The sequence below is a fragment of the Paenibacillus xylanilyticus genome, assembly GCF_047246825.1.
Taxonomy (GTDB): domain Bacteria; phylum Bacillota; class Bacilli; order Paenibacillales; family Paenibacillaceae; genus Paenibacillus; species Paenibacillus xylanilyticus_B.
The window spans coordinates 3,180,631-3,201,516 of the sequence record NZ_JBFOLB010000001.1; the positions used below are offsets into that span (position 1 = coordinate 3,180,631).

Sequence of the window (20,886 nt, forward strand, 5' to 3'; positions counted from 1 at the left end):
GAATTTCACAGTAATCCCCCCCATCACATTAGTAGATCTATAATTCTTGCCGTTGTATCGAACTTTCTACTCATATCAACCCTAATTGCTTTTTTGGCTATTAAATATCGATATAAATAGAGTCCTGTACCATTACTTGCTCCAGTCTTCTTGTCGAAATCCCTTAAACTATCCCGCAAAACTGAATCTGGATTGCTCAGAAGATAATGATTCAATAACATATCGGATAGCTGATCTTTATTTATATCCGATTGTTCGTTCGATAATAATGTCTCTCTAACCCACTCAATATTTTTAACAAACTGTCTTGAAAGCTGTTTATCCGTTATTACTCTCCACTCTATTCCCTTGGCTCTCCAGTATCGATTCTCGATCTCAAGTTTTTCAAAAGTAATTTTTCTTGTTAATTCGGATGAGTCTTTTATAGCTCTTGCAAGATATCGTTCTTTTCCATCTGCATCTCTAATCGTTAAAAGGAAACTGGTTGTCAGTACCAGCTGTTCTCCAGACTCTTTATCACGGAATTTATCAAATCGAAGGTTCTCTTTGTCATCAATAACCTCCATAACATCCAACAATGGAAAACCTTCTCTTATATCAATTACGTTGTCTTCCCACTCAAACATATGGAATGCCCTTAACTGATTGTCTGAGTGAAGATGGTGTATACGTTGAGTCTTAATTCCAAATATTCTCGTTGCTCTTCCCTTGGAGGAGAACTCGTGCGTTTTCGTCCATGGAATATAGGAGGCTTTTTCCCCCTGCCCTCTTCCTTCTTTAATATATCTCTGAAGTTTCTCCTTGTTCCAACCGCTCATAATCTTACCTCCAAGTAGCCGTTCATTGCCTAACATGCAATGCAAAAAAACATTGGTATTACAGGCAATTAATCCGCTTTTTTTTGCGGCATAGCCTATAATTCAATGCTTTATCACTTATTGCATATGAATTTATTAAGAATGACATGAAGTAATTTTGAAAACTCATGCTTTATTATAAATTGATCTGAAAATAAATATCATCCAAGTCTTCTTGAAGTAAACCAAGGTATCGTTTGGTTTCAGCGATTGATCTGTGGTTTAGGGCTATAGAAATATAGTCCAACGAAATGCCCTGTTTGAATGCGAAGTACCCCCAGGTCTTCCGAAGACCGTGGCTCCCGAACTTATCGGGAATTCCGCACATATCACATGCATGATCTAATATATCACGAGCTTGTTGCCTGGTGATCGGTCTATTTTCTCCTTTTCTGCTTCGAAACAGATATAACTCTGAATCACTCATGTCATAAACAGCGGCGTATTCTTTAATTGCTTTCGCAAGATTAGTTGTTACAGGAAACCTCTTGTATTTCCCTGTCTTTTTCTCATTTACTTCAATAAACTCGGACGGTCGCTTGTTATTCCATACATGCTTCACTTTAAGGCTCAGAATATCTGATATGCGAAGGGCTGACGATATGCCGACTTGGAACATAAGATAATTTCTCAGGCTCCTTGACTTCAGATAACTCTTTACAAGCTCAATCTGTTTTTTATCTCGGATCGGGTAAACCATCTTCATTCGTCTTCTTCCTCACTGCCCCACTTTATTTGAAGTCAAGAAATCGAGAATCTATCTTCAAAGGTGGACTCTCTTCCTCAAAATATGCCAATCATACAAAACTATTGTATCAGGACCCTTGAGGAAGATTCAATGGCCAAGTGTTTTGGGCTAATTTTATAAATCCCTATTTTATAGGATTTTTAGGTTTCCTTAATCAGATTAAGTAAGGTTCGATCATTTTGCCAAGTAATCACTTCGATTCGTCATTTCGCATCAACTGAGATACCTGACCATTCAATCAAATATGTCCTGATGCATCCCCTTTTTTTGTTATTCGTATATTATAATATGGATTTTTGCATATCCAATATTTACATCTAAAAAGCAATATGGTATAAATATCTTGTACATAAATTTTCCAGTAGAAAGGCGTGCTAAAATGAAAGATTTTGATCTAAAAGGTCTTAGAGAAAAGTTAGGATACACCCAAGCTGAACTTGCTTCTGCTCTTCAATGCGGACAAGACTATATCTCCAGAATGGAAAGTAATCCTGGAAACATGTCACTCGAATTCTTTATGAATCTGTGCAGTGTAGCTCGCATGCTACCAAACGATGTTTTGAGTAATTTTAAATTAGAACAACCTAAAGCCCTTGATATTCCTAATGTTTATGGAGAAGAGAGCTTAAAGAAAAACGCCTTAAAATATTACATAGCTCCAACAATGGAACTTTTCAAGAAAAAACCTGAATATCAGACGGCTATTAAGAAAGTATCTGAATTAGATGATTTAATTAACATTTACGGAGCAAAACCCCTCGTTGCTTTGCTCGGTCCATCTGATGCTGGGAAAAGCACAATGATCAATAGCCTTACAGGAATTGATGCGCTTTTGTCTCAATGGACACCGACAACGTCATCAACCGTCTACGTGAAACATATTAATGACAAACCAGCTTGGATGGGCGAAAACCATGTTAGTATTTTCAAAGCAGAAGCTCATGACAAAGGCTGGAATTTCAGAAGAATTCATGATATAGAGTATTGCAGGGATCATGCTCTGCACGTAGGAAACTACGATATATTAGAAAAATACTGTAATAGAAACTCAAACAAACTTCATAAAGAGGTGGATTCCGCTGTCGTTTATTTAGATTCAAACATCTTACTGTCTTGCGACATTGTTGATCTTCCAGGCTTCGGAACTGAAGAAATGGATGATACGGTTAGAGCGCAAAGGGCTAAAGACGAGGCAGATATTGTTTTGTTCTTATGCCAGAGCAACAGTTTCTTAAATAAGCAATCTGATATTTTGTTCCTAAAAGATGTAATCCGCACATTGCCAGTTTTGAACACAAAAGAAGTTCCGTTGCTTTCAAATCTATTTGTAATAGCTTCTCAGTCACACGTTGTAGGTCCTGAAAAAATTCCACAAGTATTAGAAACAAGATCCATGGCGTTTTCAGAGCAACTCTCTGACGAATTGATTAAACAAATCTTTAATGTTAGTAAAAGAGAATTTGTTGAAATATTTAAAACAAGATTTTTCTCGTACTCACTTGATACCCCAGTTCTTCGTGAAGAATTTGAAAATGCATTCAGAGAATTGCTTGTGAATTCATTACCTACTATTCGAAAGGCAAGATTAAACCAAGCTATTGAGGATTTTAAAAATGAATCTCTCACCTTATTTGCAAATGAAGTCCAAAAATATGAGACCATTTTGCGAGACCGTGAAAACTCTAAAAAGGAGTATGAGAAAGCCGTTCGAGAAAAGCCTCAAAAGTTCGAGGAGATAAACGCCCTTCGAAACCAGCTTATCTCGTTCATTGATAAGTCCCAAAAAAGCAACACACTCGAAATAAAACTTTGGGAAAAGGAGACCATCACCGAAAAATACATTATAAATTTAATTAATGAGAAAAACTACGATAAAAAACAGGCTAAAGAGTATCTTCTCTCCAACATCTCTGATCTTTATTATGCAAAGATGCAGGAGATACTTAAAGGCAGTGCCTCAGAGTTCAACACCATGTTGACTCAATTTTTTAAAGATGTTGAGAAGAAAGCAAATTCATTGAGTAAAATATCTGTCGGTAACGTTCAAATACCCTTTGATTTTAAAGGTGCACTCGCAGGAGGAATCGCTGGAGCAAGTGTACTTGGTGGATTAGGATTATGGGCGGCAACTGTTGGAAACCTTGGTGGATATATTCTTGTTGCAAAAGGTGTCAGCTTACTGAGCGCTTTAGGAATTTCAGTAGGTGGAACTGCGGCGGCGGCTTCTTTCGTAGCAATGATTGGAGGGCCAATCACTATTGGTATAGCATTAGCTATTGGAGCATTTGCAATTGTTACATCTCTCTTTGGTGATGGTTGGAAAAAAAGGTTGGCAAAAGAAGTGATTAAAACTCTGGAAAAGGAAAAGGTTATTAACTCTTATTCGGATGCAATCACTAAGTTTTGGGATGATAGTAAGATTGGGTTAAATGAAGTTGTCGAAGGAATTCTGCAAAAAATTGAAGAACACTTGGATAACTTGAAAACGATTATTGAAACCAGTGATCCACGAACAATTGAAGATATGATTACAATAAATAAAGGGTTAGAAGATTTTTTCGGACAACTCCCCTGGGAAGGCAGTGAAAACTTAAAGGCATTACCTACTCAAAACATGTCAATGTCAATATAACAGACTTCATATTCATCTCTTATTAATTTTAGATTCCATCATCATTTTAAAGGGGATAATATACGTTGATTAGACAAATGGAGTGTCAAAATTGTGGTCAATTCAATAACATTGATACTGAAAGTTTCGCACAAGCAATCTGCGGTACATGCAAATCCAAATTTAGTGAGGATGTAGAACTAAGTGTATATAAGTCAGAACAAGAATTAGCTACTGCATTGGCAACAGACCACGCCTATTCTAAAGATGAAAAAATTGACACGAAAACTTGGATAGCAAAAATTGGCGATTCAAATGAGCAAGAAAAGTATGTTAAAGATAATTTTCTGAAAAAATTAAAAAAACATGCATCAAAAATCCCCTTTGCCAAAGATGCATTAGCCATGTATTACTGTGCGATCGATATTAAAACACCTATGAAAGCAAAAGCAATTGCTATTGGTGCGTTAGCATATGTTGTACTTCCAATTGATTTAATTCCTGATTTCATCTTGATTCTTGGGTACACTGACGATGCCGCCGCTTTCTGGGTAGCGTTCAATAGCATAAACACCCATATCACGGATGAACATCGGAAACAAGCTGAGGACTTTTTCAACTAAAGTGTTCGGAGAGAATCACGCATTCTCTCCGTTCTCTTGCATGAATTTAATTAAAGTATAATGAGAGCAGACTATGATCGTACAGTCAAACTATTACAACAACTTTCAGAACAAATTAACGAATAAAAGCGATCCATGACTCCAGGGTCATTTTTAACATAATTATATGTTCTGTGGAGAGTTTCTCATTTTCAAAATCTGCGAAGCCGCATTCCTTCGTTTCGAAAAATCAATTAAGCAACTCGAAACTCGGTACATAACTTATTTAGACCATTTTTTAATCAACTTCTCAGACTTCCTTCACACTGAGAATCGCACCTTCCTACTCCATTAAATTTCCTGTCAGACGACAAGAAGAGGTACTCCAATCTTTAGGCAACGCTACTGATTTTTTTACCAGTAAATTACCTTCGATGAAGTACCTCTGTGTTTACACATGAATTTTGACAATAGTATAGCACAATCAACATAACCAATAAAGTGTGATTTATATTGATGTGTTTGACCGTCTATTGCTAACAACTTAATTGTCGATTAAACTATCTTCAACCAAATAGGAACATATATTCCCGTTATAGTTTGGAAGGTAACGGTATTGGGAAAAGCCAGAAGAGGAGGATCTACAGATGAATATTTATGATATCCCATGCGATGGTGATGGCAAGAAAATTAGGGTTCTAAATTCCGAGGTGACAATACTCCTTGTGAGTGCCCTATTTGTTTAGATGATGAAAATGATGTTCAGTTAATCGAGGAGCATAGAGAATGTGCGAGGATCAAGAAGGCGAATATTTCGAGGAACGATTATCCGATTGCTTCGAATGATTGCTAACTGAAATCATCCGACAATTATTCATCAGAATGTGTCCCAATCATTGTCCGATTGCTGACGGAGTTGCTTGTCCAAAGACTGATTAAAATGTTGACCATTCTTAATAATAAATGGTCAGTAACCTTTATGACAAACTTGCTGACTACTGCCGCCGCTCACATCAAATCCTGGACAAATATCTCATCAGATTTCAGACACTGAATAGATCTATGTATGCCATGGAAACAAAGACCTCCATGGTTTTTTCATTCTTCTAAGCAGATTCACCTTTCAAACCATCTAAGCGTTTGAACATCCCGCCCATTATTCTCCTCAACTCTTGTGTCATTTCATCCAACCGCTCAAATGTCACTTGATCAATATACGTCTTGCGAAAAGCTCGCTCAACCCAATATCTAACTTCATTTGCCGAGGAAAACGCTACACCGAGATGATAGCGTTCCCTGCCAGCATACTGACCGCCATTTGACTCCGCAACGTTTGCACCTATACTTGTGGTACAACGAATTAACTGGTCCGTTAAGCGATATTTTTCATCTTGCGGAAAAGATTCAGCCAATTTATCAATTATCTCCTCAAGTTCTACTGCCTTCTTGTACAAGGTCAACGTCTTGAAATCCCTCAAAAAATAATCTTTCTCCTTTGATTCACCCAATTGTCCATTCCTCACTTTTTCATTGGCTTGAGAATTTTGAGTAGAATACTCCGTTTGAACAGTTACATTATGCTTACGATACCAATCGTTTAATCCAGTATACAGCTTAGAATGTAACTGGTGATATTCATTCCACCTTTGTGGATCACGCAGTACCCCGTCTCTGATGCGTTCCCGATGGTCAATTCCTTTTAATTCACACCAATCACGTAAAGATAATCGATCCTTAAATTTCTCGAAATCGGATGCTTCATCATAATCGTCCCACTCAAATAGGTAGTCTGCCTCACTTATTTTCATTAATATTAGATAGGAATGCTTCGGATCGATGAGATGTTCATGACCGCTCACTATTTCCCCATTTTTAAAGTCGAACCACGCATAGCCGTGATCCCATTCCTTTGAGTACGCTTCCCAGGCGAGTTCAAAGAGATTCTCCATTTTATACTGCTTTATCGTCTCACTTGCTTCTTGCAAACTAATTAATGGTTTCACGTTTTCATTTCCCTCAATAATTGTTCCACCCGATAGCATTGGTTATATTCCCCCAGTAGTAAGTTTATTTGTTGATAACATTACTCTATCCTTTTTGGCAGTTCGTAAAAAGGCTTTTTCTGTCGAACCTCGTTTGAGTATAGGTTATCCTACAGTAAAGTTGTATCTGGACGTTCGTTCTTTAAATCCCTTGAGTTTTCCGCTTCATCAATTGGGTTTTACTTAGAAAGTTGTATTGAATTCTTCCTATATAAGAGGAATTGCTAATTTCGATACAACTTTTATTAATTGGCATCATGAATTGATTGTAAAATCATAGCATTGCAAATTTATTCTTCATAGAGTTAAGCATCAATCACTGATATATACGGTTGCCTTATGGCAACCTAAACCTTTAGGATGCAAGCATCATATCCCGCAAAGTATAAAACCATCGTTTCAATTAAAATCTGCTTGTAGAGATCTAATCAATCATTTATGGTATCCCTCAATCAAAGCCTAACACCTATAAGAACAAGTTCTCTCGAACGTCCAACACAAGAGTATAGCTTACATGAAACAAGAACATAAGCTTCACCCTTATTAAGCAGACTCACGAAGTTTGTTATATTCAAACTCGTTCAAATTATCGTGAAACCAAATTTGCTGACCAGTTTGACTTATCCCGTGTTCTTTAAAGAAACCCTCTAATTTATCCAGTATCTTGGTGAGGTTCCCTCCGCTTTTTATCTCCAACAAGTTCCTCAACTCCAGCTTTTGCATCATTTCTATACCGTTCTTCTTAGCTTCGAGAAGTATTGTTCTTGCCTTTTCACTTTTAGTGGATTTCTCTCTCTTCGTTTTGTCATAATGTCTCCCAGTATTCTGCTTTTCCTCAAGATTCTTTTTGTTGTACTGAATATTCGGCAATTGCTCAATCACCATATCTATAGCTTCCTGAAAATCGGCAAAAACGTATATATCTGCACGCCTGCTATTGTCCCGATTAATCCTTTTTATCGCTTGGTACATCTCACCTGCAACTGTACTTTGCCGAATAGCCTCCACTATTTCATGTTTGAACAATTCAACATTCTCAACAGGTTGCCCAGTCAACCGCATGTAGTATTGGTAGGTTAAGGCATACGTGAGATAATCATAGTGAGGAGTTTTAAGCAAAACAACGGCATCATAATCATGATAATGGTTCACCCCTATTAAGTTACCGAAATAGTCGATCTTTATATTGATTTTTAAATTACCTTCAATTTCTGAAAGGCTATTTCCGTAATCTGAGAAGTATTGAACAATTTCTTTCTCTAATTTATCAACGTTTGCTTTTTCCGTTACGAAAAGAATTCCTGTTTTACCTTCAAGTTGAATTTCTTTTAACGACTCTTTAACAAATTTTTCGAACTTCTTTAATGCGTTCTTAGTCGTTTTAACGTTAATATGATGTAGTGTATCCTTAGCATAATCGTACATTTTCTCTTTCTCATGAAGGTCAAATTTGCCATAAAGTTTATACCTATAGTCGAACGCAGCGTTCGCATCGAGAATGATGTTATTCTTTAGGAGTACAAATTGTCTGTTGTCATTAAAGGTATGAAACCCATCTTCAAACAAGAATCCACCATTCTTTGTTAGTTGAAGACTTTCCTTCAAAATCCCCTTATATATCTTCGAGTTCTTGTCATCCAACTTGTTAATGGCAGATTTTATCATCGGTTCATAGTGCTGATCTTTACCATCAGAAAAGTCGGTAAATCTCATGACATTATTAGCTACATTACCTTCATCTATTAAGTCACGAAGCAATATCGCCCATTCCTCTATTGCAGGTACATTCCTTTTTCTACATTCAGTCCAAAGAAGACCTATTTCGTAATTTGATATATTAATCTTCTCAAGCAAGTCTGGAAACTCGTCTATGATTAGAATATCCCGATCCTTTATCAAGTGTTGGTGCTCCCCTTTACAAACCTGAATGTACATTTGATGAGTAATACAAATAACCTGGCTACGTTCAAATACTTCTGTTGATTTACCTTTCTCTGTGTCCTTTCCTGTGATGCTAATTGCCACTTTCCGTCCTGCGTTGCGATTAATAGCCTTCACAGTATTGTTCAGCTCATCGTCTTTAAGGAACCGTTGCACATACAGTACCCGATGTGATTGCTTCTTCGTCATTCCACCGATAATCTGATGCGTTCTTGTACTTTTGCCTGTCCCTGCCTCATGATTAAACACCACAAATTTATCTCGACTCCATTTTGCTTTATTAATGATCTGTTCTGATAGTCCACTGAAGTAGCTCTCTTTTACTTTCATTTATATCTCCCCCTCGGTTTGCATTATGTTCTGTTGCATATAGAGGATAACGGAGATTGCAATGCCTGAATACGGCTTTGTGGTTCTATAGCGTCTGACCCCCTTGCTTAACATTTATTCATGGCATGCTAATTAATCCTTGATAATGATCTTTGATGATATTGCTAATGGTCTACGATACTCCAAATTGAACTGCCCAATCAATCGCTTCATCTCATCCTCACTGTCAAAGAACGGGATAACCTCGTATTCGCTTACTATCATTTGGGCGTATAATACTTCTCCACTAACCAACAAGCATTCCCCCATGTAATCTCCCCAAATGATATCACCATACTTATTCAGAAAACCTACCATCTCATCGCTCGACTCGAATTGAATCGCCACATTGAAGCTTAGCAATCCCATCATCTCTGTAATCGAAAACGGCATGGCAGGCTGTAACATTGATATCCCGCCTATCCTGTTTACAGTAAATTGTGGGTTAATAGTTGCCGTTCTCAAATTCGACTCCATAAAAGCATGCACGCAGTTATTACCCCATTCATCAAAAGTAATTGAGAGCGAGTTAATAAATGTGGCTATCTTCCTATATCTATCACGGCATCGTTTGTAGTTCTTTAGCTTAATGAAAAACACATCCTTGGTTTGTTCAATCCATCTGTCCAAGGCTTCATTCGTAATTTTTCTCACCTCAGTATCCTCCGATCTAAGCAATAACTTAATAAACCGAGTGACATCTTTTGTAGACCTAAAGTCAACATCCTCTCCGTACTTCCCTACGATTTGATTCAGCTCTTGCCTTAAAAATTTCCCTTCCTCAATGGTACTGCTAAGCATTTCTCGCAGATAAACTAAATTTACCGTGTATTCCGCTCTATTTATCTCACAGACAATTGTTTGTATCATACTTATTCCCCCTATCACTCTCTCCCTATCATATGGAAAAAGTAATTGTCTGAGTGGCAATAAGCGTCGAACCAGGTCGGAGCATTCAGGGGTTGACATAGCCAACAGGAGGATCCTTGGGGAGAGGGGAAGGGAGAAGTCTGTTCGCTGTGGACAGACCTCTCATATTCATTCAGCGACAGCAGATAATGAGCTATTAAAACCTCTTGGCTTTGAAAGCCTACTGAAGAAAGACATACTATCAGGAACTTTACCGCAAGCCAATTGAATTGATGCTTAATACCAAAATCATTACGCAAATGCTGTTCATTGCAACCTGAAACGCTGATTTTGGCGTTCCTATATAGGTTAATGTATAAATCCTACATGACGATCGATTACTTCTGGCAACAAACAGGCAGACGGTTGCTAAGATTCAAAAGCGAAGGCGAAAATTGAAACCTGTACCGTAAGACGAATGCTTATGTTCTTTGGAGGGTTGCATAAGGAGGATGCTACATATTATCTGACGATTAAATCTACTGGTATGGATGCGAAATTACCTACAGAAGATCGCATGCGAGAAACTTATCGAAGAATTTTTGCCCTTATATACAGGTATATGTATTCCGAAAGTTGATTTACCCCTCTGATGTATCTAACAACCCTTTTTATCTGTCAATCCCACGTCCCCCGCCAAGTCCGACTTCATCGCCCATTATCCGACAGCCTTAGACCAAAACATGCGATCATGTCCGACTATCTCAGATAAAATGTGCATATAATCTATAAAACTACTAAAGAGGGGGCTACTAACATGCACAACCATTTTCTAATCGCCGTGGACAGCGGCAAGTCAACTACAAAGGGAATCATGAAGGAAGGGACGCTACAAAAGGTCAAGTTCGAAACCAAAGTTGAGGAAGTCAGCAACTTAGGGGCTGACTTAACACCAGGTTCATATTCGGTTGAATTCGGAAATAAAACCTATCTCTTGGGGAACATGCTTGGAGAAAGCAAGATGGATTTTTCTCTTAGCAAAAAGACTGACACGCATCGAATATGCATATATCTCGCTATCGCCCAATTGCTCAAAAAATCGAAGCAGAACATCGTGTTAAGTAAAATTTCATTGGCAGTTAATATTCCGATCAGCCTGTATAAAAATGAGAAACAGAAGATCGAATTCAGTGAATTCATCCGAAACAACGGCGATACAATCAATATCATTGTCAATAACAAGCCGTTTCTTTTCCGTATTGAAAGTATCCACCTCTTCCCTGAAGGCATTGGTCCCATCTACAGCAACCTAAATTTATATCGGCAGAAACGGGTATTGATCTTCGATATTGGCTCGCTTAATGTCAACATCCAGGAATTTAACAACCTGATTCCTATTTACGACAAAATGGTCACTGCTGATCTTGGGGTGAACATTCTTCGCTCAAAAATAGCGGACAAGCTCTCAACGGAATACGGCATCAGCGTTTCCGATTCTGACGTTGAGGCGATATATCGGGACAAACACTTGATTATCAACGGGGAGAAGATGGTGGAAAGCAAACAAATTGTTGATCAATCGATGACCAATCATGTTAAGGAGATATTCAACTATGCTCGTAGTCGAAAAGTTAGTTTTTCAAATAGTGAAGTCATAGTCGTAGGTGGGGGTTCGTTATTGCTAAAGGAGCATCTAAAACAAGAATATCCTGCCGCCGCTATATCTAACGATCCACAAATGTCAAACGTATTGAGCTTTCTCACAATCCTGGAGGCGAAACATCATGGGAAATCGTAATCGGTTATCCATATCATTCAAGAAAGAGCATCAGTATATTTATGACCATTTGCAGGGTATTACGAATAAAAGTGACTATATTGCAAGAGCGTTAGAAGTGTTTATCAGCGGCGGCGGGCAATCACCCGTATCAAAAAAAGAGATCAAGAACATGGTGTTGCAGATCCTTCAGGAGCAGGGCAATGCTCCGCAAACCTTGTCCGCTCCCCCTCCTGAGCACCAGATTTTAGAGGAAGATGTCGAGCTTTTATCACAACTCTTCTGATTTCACTTGTTTTCAAACGAAAACCCTGCTTTTTTGCTCTATTTGAGCATTATCGGCAGGGTTTTTAGCAATTCACATGTATTTCGACTACAAATAAGATCCAATGAGTGTTACCTCTTAAAAGCCGTGATGGAAACTTCTTAGGCAGTAATCCTTAAAAAAGTCCGAAAACCACCCTTCCGACGACCTGACAACTTTTATTTTCAGTCGATTTCACGGATATGGAACTTATCATAGGCTGACAGCTCGATCAGTTTCCTTGTGATTTCTGTCTTGCTGTACCCAACAGTCTGCCTAACCTCTTCTGGTTTACCATCAAGCAATTAGATGGTCTGTAAACGGTATATAGTGTCCTCTTTGTCTAACCAAAGATCATAACACCTTTCTTCCCCGTCAGGATCGTTACAGGTAATGATATAAGCAGAACCATAATCAAGCTCAGCAATGATTTTATGTACCTTATCCTCCATATGTTTATCCTACCCCCAACGCCTTAAACACAGCATCAGTCGGATCCGAATAAAACACGGGTTGAACCTTTATCAGCAGATCTGCGGGAACCGTTTGAAAATCCACTACGGACGACGCAGGTATCAATACCTTCTTAGCTCCTGCATCTACGCACACTTGAAGTGTATTAGCAAACTCCTCGACTTTAGCAATTGTACCACCAACAGTCATATTACCAAGCACGACCATTGATTCTTGAACGGGTCGCTCCAATGCACCTGAGCATAGTCCAATCAATTCGGCAATCGCTAAATCATCTGTCAAACCAATGCCTTGCATATCACTAATATGCATCAAATAATCCTTGGTCTTCGTGCTAATCGAGCCGCTGATACTCTTACTGTTTGAAGTGAAGTATCGGAAGGCGGTATCCAGGCTCTCTTTCACTCCTCGATGGGATCCGACACCCGACTTCTCAAACTTCCCTGTCCCCGAAACGACTTGGTTCTCCAATTTGTAAACCCCGATCATGCCAGAATCTCCATGACCAACCGTATATACATGTCCTGGTTTGCCCATTCCTTCAGGGATCAACTTTCCACCGCCTTGTTCTGGCACTGACACATATTCTTCGCTCATTGTTTCCTTATCGATATAAGAGAAATGGACATCGTAAAACTCCATCCCGCCTATTTTTTTGAGTTGTTCCTTGACCCTTCTTCTACCTTCGAGAGCATACTTCAAGATCTCCTCGATGTCGTCTCTCGTATACTCCCCGTCTGGATACAGAAGCTTCACTAACCCTGATACCGTTTTACGCACTGCAATTACATCACGTTGGTTCAGGTTGTTACCAAGCCTAAAATACCGATCCAGAGCATCTGAAAACGAACGCTTCCGCATCTCTCTAAAATATTCAGCCATGTAATCGACGATGAAGCCATACTTATCTGTGAAGAAGTCAGGTCGCATCTTCGGTACTTCCCAGCCTGGGAGGTAATAATGCATCCGATCAAAGAATGCAGAGTCATTCGCCATGGCTTCAGGGAACGGTGCAAATAAATGGGATGTCTTGATCAGTGAATCAAGACTTTGGTTGATGTTCCCTACAAATACCATGGAAGCAGAAGCCGCCTTCTCTTCTCTTCCCCGTGCAAATGATCCCGATGCCATGTAATCCTTCATGATCTGTATACCATCTTTGTCCTTAAAGGTTATACCCGCAACTTCATCGAAGCCGATTGTGTCCCATAATCCAACTAAACCAACCTTCTTAGTTGACATATTGTAGAAGAGATTAGCTACGGTCGATTGGCCACCAGAGACGAGAATCGAGTTAGGCGATATCTCTTTATACACATGTGATTTCCCCGTCCCCCGTGGACCGAGTTCACACATGTTATAGTTGTTCTCAACAAGCGGTACAAGCCTGAGAAGTAAATGCCACTTTACTCTATCCTCAAGTTGTGTAGGCTCCATTCCTGTTGAGCGAATAAGTACATCGATCCATTCTTCTTTCGTAAAGCTCTTCCTGCCCTCAAATACCTCATTCAGATCCATATTCGGCATTTGAATCGGCTTCAAGCTACTGATGCTGAACGGATTGCTGTTTTTGACCTCTTCATCGAAGAAGTATTCCATCTTCAGCATGCACCAGATTCCGCCTGCCAGGAGTTTGTCGAACTCTTTGACGTAACTCGGCGATATCGGAACCCCTTTAAGCCCCAGATTTGAGAATTCCGCCACGTAGGAATCAATCTTCTCATTGAGCGTTACCGTAATCTTATCAATTACGGAGTATTGACCGAGTTCCCGAATTCTCGATTTGACCTTCTCTGCTTCATCTGGTCTAACAAAATTCTCTGAGAGAATCTTCTTTACCCGTTGAATCCCTTCTCGGATGTTATCCTCATCATCTGTAGCGGCATACATACCAAGAAGATATTCAAGAACATAAACAGGGACATTTGCCCCCTCTTTCATTAGCTTTGTCAGGTCTTTTCGAACAACCCTTCCTGAAAAAACATCATTCAGTTTCCTATCTAAATCGATCGTTTGTCCTTCGCTTAGTGACTCCATTCGTCCCTCTCCTTTCCTCTAAAAATCAAAGTCACTAACTATGCCCAAATTGATTGTGAACTGCGTTTTTTCAATGACGATATTTGTCTCAATGTCTTTTGTAATGAGGTAATAGTTACTATTCTTATCATATGGTATCGACTTTAACGCAAAGCGAAGCTTAAATGTACGCTCGTCTGGCTTATCTGATGTTCGATCACAGATGACGAGTTCCTCATTACTAATCACGCTTTCGGCATCATCCACCATGTAGATCTTAACCGTTCGAGGAACCCGCTTGTCCTCCACTTTCTCCGTCTGGAAGAAGGTAAGGTTGAACAGGCTATTCGTGATCTTTCTGGTGGTATTTGTGAGCTTTACATCCACTTTCTCGATTTCACGACTGTTCTTCTGCCCAGCTCGAATGTTCTTAAATTGTATGAGTGGCACAACGATCTCTTGAAGACTGGCTCCCCCATGAACAAAATTAGCACCAGCACCTTGAATTTTAAAACGAATAGTCGCCTTCGGAACATAAGTGGTGATTTTATGCTCATTCTTAATTAGACTATCCATGTTGATATCAAGGAGACCGCTTCGTTCTCCATTTTCTTGTGAGAAAAGATGTCTCCGTTTGACCTCAAACGCTTGAATACCTTCCTTTTCAATCTTGTCACTCTCTTCCAATGCATCACGTTGATAAACGAAGCCATGATCCGCAGTGATGAAAATGTTTGTACCGCTCAAATCATCCTTGAGGATTTTAACTATATCGTACAATTCATCAATAGCTTTCTCAGCCGCTGTGAACGTATAGACCTCGGTTGATGCCTTATCTCCCGTTGCATCAATGCTGTCGTGATAAATATATACCAGTTTCTTACCCTTGAAAGTTTCCCTGCGACCAGCCTTATTCATGTTTTTCAGCTCTTGATAGTGTATGGCGGTACTATCAGCTACTGCTCCTTGTAGGATATCAATACGATTATCTATCCCACTGGAAGATTTCCCATTCACAAATACTTTTCCACTTAGATCGATCTCCAAATTCTTATGCGGAAGAAGTGATGCCATTCCCATCTTGGTTACAGAAGGTACGACTCCCAACAGTGGTTGAATTTCACAAGCTCCTGTCGTCTCCGAGTTAAGCTTGTCCGTAAGCTCTGAGGCTATCTCATAACGCAGGGCATCCGATATGATAACAAATACTCGATCACCATTCGAGATTTTAGGTGAAACAAAGCTTCTATAGAAATCCTTCTGGTTTAGAATACCTGGTAGTACCCAGCATGATTTTAACTCATCGTGCACAGCGGCGGACCAATGCGAGCTTAATTCGCTCATATACCAGTTCGTATATAGGTTCTCAACCATCACTTTGAGCTTCTTCAAGATTTCGCTGTTCGAATCATTATCGTATGCAACATAGAATTTCCGATAGAACATGTCCATTTGGTAATAGTCATTCACATAAGCTCGGTACATGTCCACTGCTTGCGTTTTCGGAATACCCATGCTGTATTTCTTATGAAACTCGAACATCTTAACGGTGTAGTAGAGGGCTTCATAAATGGATTGATATCGCTCGTAGTAATGCTTCGCTCTCCGCAGGTTAATTAGCTTCGTATATGCATCATAATCCTCCAGTCGATCTTCCAGACTATTGGCGATATAGATGATAATTGCTTTATCGAAGTATGGGAATATATCCGCCGCCTTGAATTCTTCAATAGGGAGCTGATTTATGATATCCGATAGCTTGATTTCTTTCTCAGCGATTTCTGCATATCGGTCATACAGATGATAATCCGTTTTATGATGCATCCAGTGGTCAACGAACAGCAAAGCATTGGACTTATTTCGAGTAGCAATGTAGCCTTTAACCAGTGAAAGACGTTCCTCATTAACCGCATGGCTAAGTGCAGTGACCGTCAAATGGATAAACAGCGTTTTAAGTGACTTTTGACTTTGCTCATAGCCATACCGCTCAGCTACCGCATTCCAAAACACTTCTAACCCTACATACTTCGCAATCGAATCCAGATGCTTATTCTCACTGTCATCAATTGAATCCATCAGTACAACCTTTAGAACATCCTCAAAATCTGGTGTCTTGATGTTGCATAACGCACTCATCATCATTAGTTCAATTGTTCCTTCAGAATTCGCCTTAACCTCGAACCCTTTAAATTTCTTAATCCGATCCTTACTCCCAAAGAACTTCTCGTATGTCTTTACTGAACTCCGAAGAGAAGTATCAATGTTCAGTTCATTCATGATAAGGGATATCCTATCCGCATAGAACTTCTTCGAGTACAGAATTGTATCCAACAACCAATTGTCTTCCATACTCATGTCCAGGTTGGAGTAGATCAAATAGTTCGAGGTCGGATCCTCTTCTTCGAGCAACACCTTAGTATAGAAGTTATTACCCTCAGTCAACGTATGCACTTTGACGTTCTCAAGGGAAATCTCATGTATATATTCAGCAAACTCCAGGTCTTTATCGAACCAGAAGATGATTTTTCGATGTTCGCCCTCATTGAGCGGTAGAAGAAAAGCATCTTGCAGTGCCTTAGTAACTTCATCCATATTCATTATCTATCAACACCTTTACAATCAGGTTGAAAACAGGGATACACCAACAATTTCTGGCATACCCCATTGTACCCAAATTATTTGATTGGAGCGAGTAAACCATCAAATTTTGCATAGTTCACAGCTACACCGTCATCAAGATCGATCTCGATTTGCATATCTGCCATGTGATGAAGTTTTTCATCGTATGATCGAAGTTCTTCAATCTTCAAATCCAGAGACTTCAGTTCTTTCTTCGCATTAGCAATTTCTTTAGTTGTACCATCCCCATTAATAACATCAAGCAAGGTTTTCTTCTCAGTATCCATTCGAATCTGGAGCTCATGCAGATAATCCGTTCTGATTCTCGACAAAGTTGATTTGTCATAGCGGTGCATGTAAATTAGGCAGTTAAATGCTTTTTGTTTGCCTGAAGTAAACAACCAATAAATTGGCTTTTTCCTATACGTTTGGAGATGGTCCTTGAAAAAATCATTTAGTAAATATCTTATGATTGCTTCTTTTGCTGTCTCTCCATCTTTCTTTCCGAGAGAGACAGCAATAAAGTCAAGATTAATAGTTAAATAATCTTCACCAAAACTAACTTTCACAAATTCAACAAATTTGGATAAAATACCATCTTCAAAATTTGCACCTGGTATCATCGGTAGAACATTGTCTTTATCAACTTGGTAGGTTTGATACTTGTTTGGATCAAAGTTTCCTCCAGCATAAACAAGACCTTCTTGATCTAAAGAATATCTTCCAAACATACAACCTACTGCATAAGAAATAAAAGTCTTAGTATCTCTCAATTTATCCGCTCTACTAATTGTTATTTCTGACTCATCGACAACTGGAGATAGATACTCATTCAAATTATTTGTCTCAATAAAGATTCTATTCAATTCTTCTTCATTTTCTTTCATTCTAAAAAACTGTTCTTCAGTTAAAGTTTTCCAGTAATTAAACGTTTCTTCCAGAGTATTATCTTTTAAACCTATTTGGTCACTTTCTTTATTAGCATGGTTTTTAATTAGTAAAAATGGATGTGATCTAAAATTCCAACTTGTCTCTACTTTATCCCAATCGGTTTTCGAAATAGATATATTATCTACCACGAGTTCATCAATACGTAGTTTTTGATTTTGTGATTGAATATAAGGTAGTCCGATAATATTTTCTACTTGGAAACTAATGGTCGAGTTTGTAACACTTAAAATATATTTTGCAACGGGTGAGTTTAAGTAGGCTACTAATTCATATAATGAATATTCATCCTGATTATTTAGGAACAAGCTTGAGCCATGTACATCCCACAAATATCCTGGTTCAAAGTAACGTGCTGAAAATTCTGCTGAAGTTAAATAAGACCATGTAACTCCTTCTTGTAAATAATATGCTTTATTTTCAGTTCTTGCTCTTGTTAGTCCTCTTCCATTATCGATCCATCTTAAAACATAATCATTGTTACCGTACCATTTACAATACTTCCCACCTTTTTTATAGGGAATCCAAATTGGTGATTTTTCGTTCATCTCCTGGATGTTAGAACAACCGATCAATAAATTATTATTATTTATCTCATACCATAGCCTTAAATAATAATTATTATCTCCAGTAATCATACCTTGAAAAGAGTAAGCAAAATCAGAAAAACGATTTGATTCCCTGTAAATATCATATACGCTGTCATCTATCCAATAAGCTATAGGAATACCTGGAATTCTACAGAAGTCTTTTGATTTTGCTGTTTTATATCTTTCGTTTATAGTTGGAAATTGTAACGGTACGCCTTCTTCGTTTGTTTCGTAGTATCGAATATAAGTATACTGTCCAGAATAATTGTCTATAAATGTGTTTCTAATTATAAATGCACTTGTTCCAAAATTAATGCCTAAACTTGTTCCACCTTTTCCCAAGTATGGCATATGGACCATGTTTATCAATGTCTTGGAATTCACGATGTATTCTCTTAATTTTTCATAACTCGATAAGGTCATCCAACTTTCCATCGTGATCATAGAAAGTAAACCGCTTGTTGATAAGTAATCAAATCCTTTTTCAATAAAACAAGAGAATAAATCCGATTTTGTATTTGGATAGCTCTTCTTCAAGAAATTAGACAATTTCTCCCCTGCTCCATTGCTCCCCATGTAAGGTGGGTTCGTACAGACAACGGCGTATTTACTACTCATCACTTTTTGTTGCTTAATAATTGAGGGTAATCTCTCTATTATCTCTGCTATGGACAAAAATTCAATAATATCAGCCTGTTCTTCTTGCCCATTATTAAGTTCAATTAATCTCTTTTCTAAAAAATCTGTGTCTAAATATTCTACATTTAATATCGAGCCATATTCTTTTGCATCCTTAAATTTAGTCCTAATATATTGTAGTTTTTCTTTCTGGGTGTTTTGTTCAACAATTGGAGCCTTATCATCAACCAAAACTTTTAATATCTCATCTGTCATCCAGTTACTTTCTTGAATTGCACAAATATTCAGCTGTATATCTTGTCCAAAAACTCTACGGGATTTTTCTCTCGCTTTCATCATAATTGCGAAAGATGCTAATTGAATAGCTCGATCATCGATATCCAAACCATAGAGATTTTTTTCAAGAATCAATTTTGGAATTTCGTTCTCAGAATAACCTTTCTCAAGGTACATCGTAAATAAAACGTCAAATGCATACACCAAAATATGTCCGCTTCCACAGGAAGGGTCGAGAAAAGTTATTTCTTCTGGAGATACATTTCTATAGCGAATTTCTTCGAATTGCTTCTTTACTTCTTCTTCTTGAATAGCATCATCTAAATAATACTCCCAACCTGACTTTAATGAACTATCAGGATAGCTTTCTATCCAAATACGCCCTAATGAGTTCTCAACCATATAACGTACAATCCAGTTGGTAGTGAAGATTTGAGTAGCGGCAGGTATGTTTTCCTTGCTGATCTTTATATTCTTTTTGAGATCAGCAAACACTTGTTCCTTCTTTTCTGCGATATAATATTGATACAGCCAGCCTATTATTTCAACTTGTTCCCAATCGGATGCTGGTATGTTTGTTAGATCCGTCATCTCCCGAAGAAAGGAACTTTTCGCTAATAGCCCTTCTGGAAAAAGAACTTCTTTGTAGTCATCTATAGTTTCAAACATAAACGGAAGATCTTTATTCAAGCTGTTACACTGCTTAATTACCAAATACTTGAATAGCTCTTCTGTCTTATTATCTACCTTCAAATCATAAACCAATTCTTTATCAATCTCTAAGTCAACCGTCAATGCCTCTTTAATAATATCTGGCTCAGAGCTATCGGGATTACTGGATGACAGGACTCTTACCTTGGTAGGAAGATAGTTGTTAACCTCCATAAACCGCAAAGCTGTAAAACGGTTAAACCAGGTATATGCAACTTCTTCGACTACTTGCTGATACCCGATTTCCCTAATTCGAAATATTAGTTTCTCCCTTTGTTTCTTCTCAGTTGCAGTTAGCCGTTTCCCATCAATATATATACCATCTGAACTTTCAATTTGAGCCTTCTTAATATTTTCTTCCGTAATTCCTATCTTAAAAGCCTTAGCTTTGACTTTCTCAATCAACTCTTTACGAGCATTCGTCGCAAAGTTTTTTAAAGCTGTCTTATTCATACGTGCTTTTCACCAACCTATATTCGGGATGTATTTTAGTCAGAATGCCGTGGCCATAGA

12 protein-coding genes are annotated in these 20,886 nt (G+C 38.3%); 4 read left to right on the plus strand and 8 right to left on the minus strand.

Annotated features, from left to right (window positions below):
• Positions 1-23: 23 nt before the first annotated feature.
• Positions 24-818: a TnsA endonuclease N-terminal domain-containing protein gene (locus tag AB3N00_RS14150; protein WP_274359507.1), complete on the minus strand. Its 795-nt coding sequence runs from the start codon at positions 816-818 to the stop codon at positions 24-26.
• Positions 819-993: 175 nt separating this feature from the next.
• The gene (locus tag AB3N00_RS14155; protein ID WP_095288535.1) at positions 994-1,563 is read right to left on the minus strand and encodes a tyrosine-type recombinase/integrase; all 570 of its coding nucleotides are present in this window, start codon (positions 1,561-1,563) and stop codon (positions 994-996) included.
• A gap of 421 nt (positions 1,564-1,984) precedes the next feature.
• Between AB3N00_RS14155 and AB3N00_RS14160 the strand changes: the two genes are divergently transcribed.
• A complete protein-coding gene (locus tag AB3N00_RS14160; protein ID WP_274359506.1) occupies positions 1,985-4,237 on the plus strand; it encodes a dynamin family protein in 2,253 nt (750 codons plus the stop codon).
• A 65-nt stretch (positions 4,238-4,302) separates the two neighbouring features.
• The gene (locus AB3N00_RS14165) at positions 4,303-4,839 is read left to right on the plus strand and encodes a YkvA family protein (protein ID WP_274359505.1); all 537 of its coding nucleotides are present in this window, start codon (positions 4,303-4,305) and stop codon (positions 4,837-4,839) included.
• A 1,085-nt stretch (positions 4,840-5,924) separates the two neighbouring features.
• On the opposite strand, the gene AB3N00_RS14170 is transcribed toward AB3N00_RS14165, so the two are convergent.
• From AB3N00_RS14170 to AB3N00_RS14180, 3 genes are all read right to left on the minus strand, one after another.
• A complete protein-coding gene (locus tag AB3N00_RS14170) occupies positions 5,925-6,860 on the minus strand; it encodes a four helix bundle protein (RefSeq protein ID WP_274359504.1) in 936 nt (311 codons plus the stop codon).
• Between the two features lie 543 nt (positions 6,861-7,403).
• Entirely contained in the window at positions 7,404-9,131 is a 1,728-nt protein-coding gene (locus AB3N00_RS14175; protein WP_274359503.1) for a hypothetical protein, read from the minus strand.
• A 132-nt stretch (positions 9,132-9,263) separates the two neighbouring features.
• On the minus strand, positions 9,264-10,040 hold the full coding sequence (locus AB3N00_RS14180) for a hypothetical protein (protein WP_274359502.1): 777 nt from the start codon (positions 10,038-10,040) through the stop codon (positions 9,264-9,266).
• Between the two features lie 796 nt (positions 10,041-10,836).
• Between AB3N00_RS14180 and AB3N00_RS14185 the strand changes: the two genes are divergently transcribed.
• Together AB3N00_RS14185 and AB3N00_RS14190 are read left to right on the plus strand one after the other, a co-directional pair.
• A complete protein-coding gene (locus AB3N00_RS14185; protein WP_095288531.1) occupies positions 10,837-11,817 on the plus strand; it encodes a ParM/StbA family protein in 981 nt (326 codons plus the stop codon).
• The gene (locus AB3N00_RS14190; protein WP_095288530.1) at positions 11,804-12,082 is read left to right on the plus strand and encodes a hypothetical protein; all 279 of its coding nucleotides are present in this window, start codon (positions 11,804-11,806) and stop codon (positions 12,080-12,082) included. Before AB3N00_RS14185 ends, AB3N00_RS14190 begins: the two co-directional genes overlap by 14 nt.
• Before the next feature lie 474 nt (positions 12,083-12,556).
• Here the strand turns inward: AB3N00_RS14190 and brxL are convergent, their stop codons facing one another.
• The 3 genes from brxL to pglX form a co-directional block, all read right to left on the minus strand.
• A complete protein-coding gene (gene brxL, locus AB3N00_RS14195) occupies positions 12,557-14,611 on the minus strand; it encodes a protease Lon-related BREX system protein BrxL (RefSeq protein ID WP_274359501.1) in 2,055 nt (684 codons plus the stop codon).
• 18 nt (positions 14,612-14,629) lie between these two features.
• Positions 14,630-17,188 carry a BREX-1 system phosphatase PglZ type A gene (gene pglZ, locus AB3N00_RS14200; RefSeq protein ID WP_274359499.1) on the minus strand — a complete coding sequence of 853 codons (2,559 nt, stop codon included), beginning with the start codon at positions 17,186-17,188 and terminating at the stop codon, positions 14,630-14,632.
• Positions 17,189-17,265: 77 nt separating this feature from the next.
• Positions 17,266-20,826, minus strand: coding sequence for a BREX-1 system adenine-specific DNA-methyltransferase PglX (gene pglX, locus AB3N00_RS14205; protein WP_413035083.1), 3,561 nt, complete (start codon positions 20,824-20,826; stop codon positions 17,266-17,268).
• Positions 20,827-20,886: the final 60 nt, after the last annotated feature.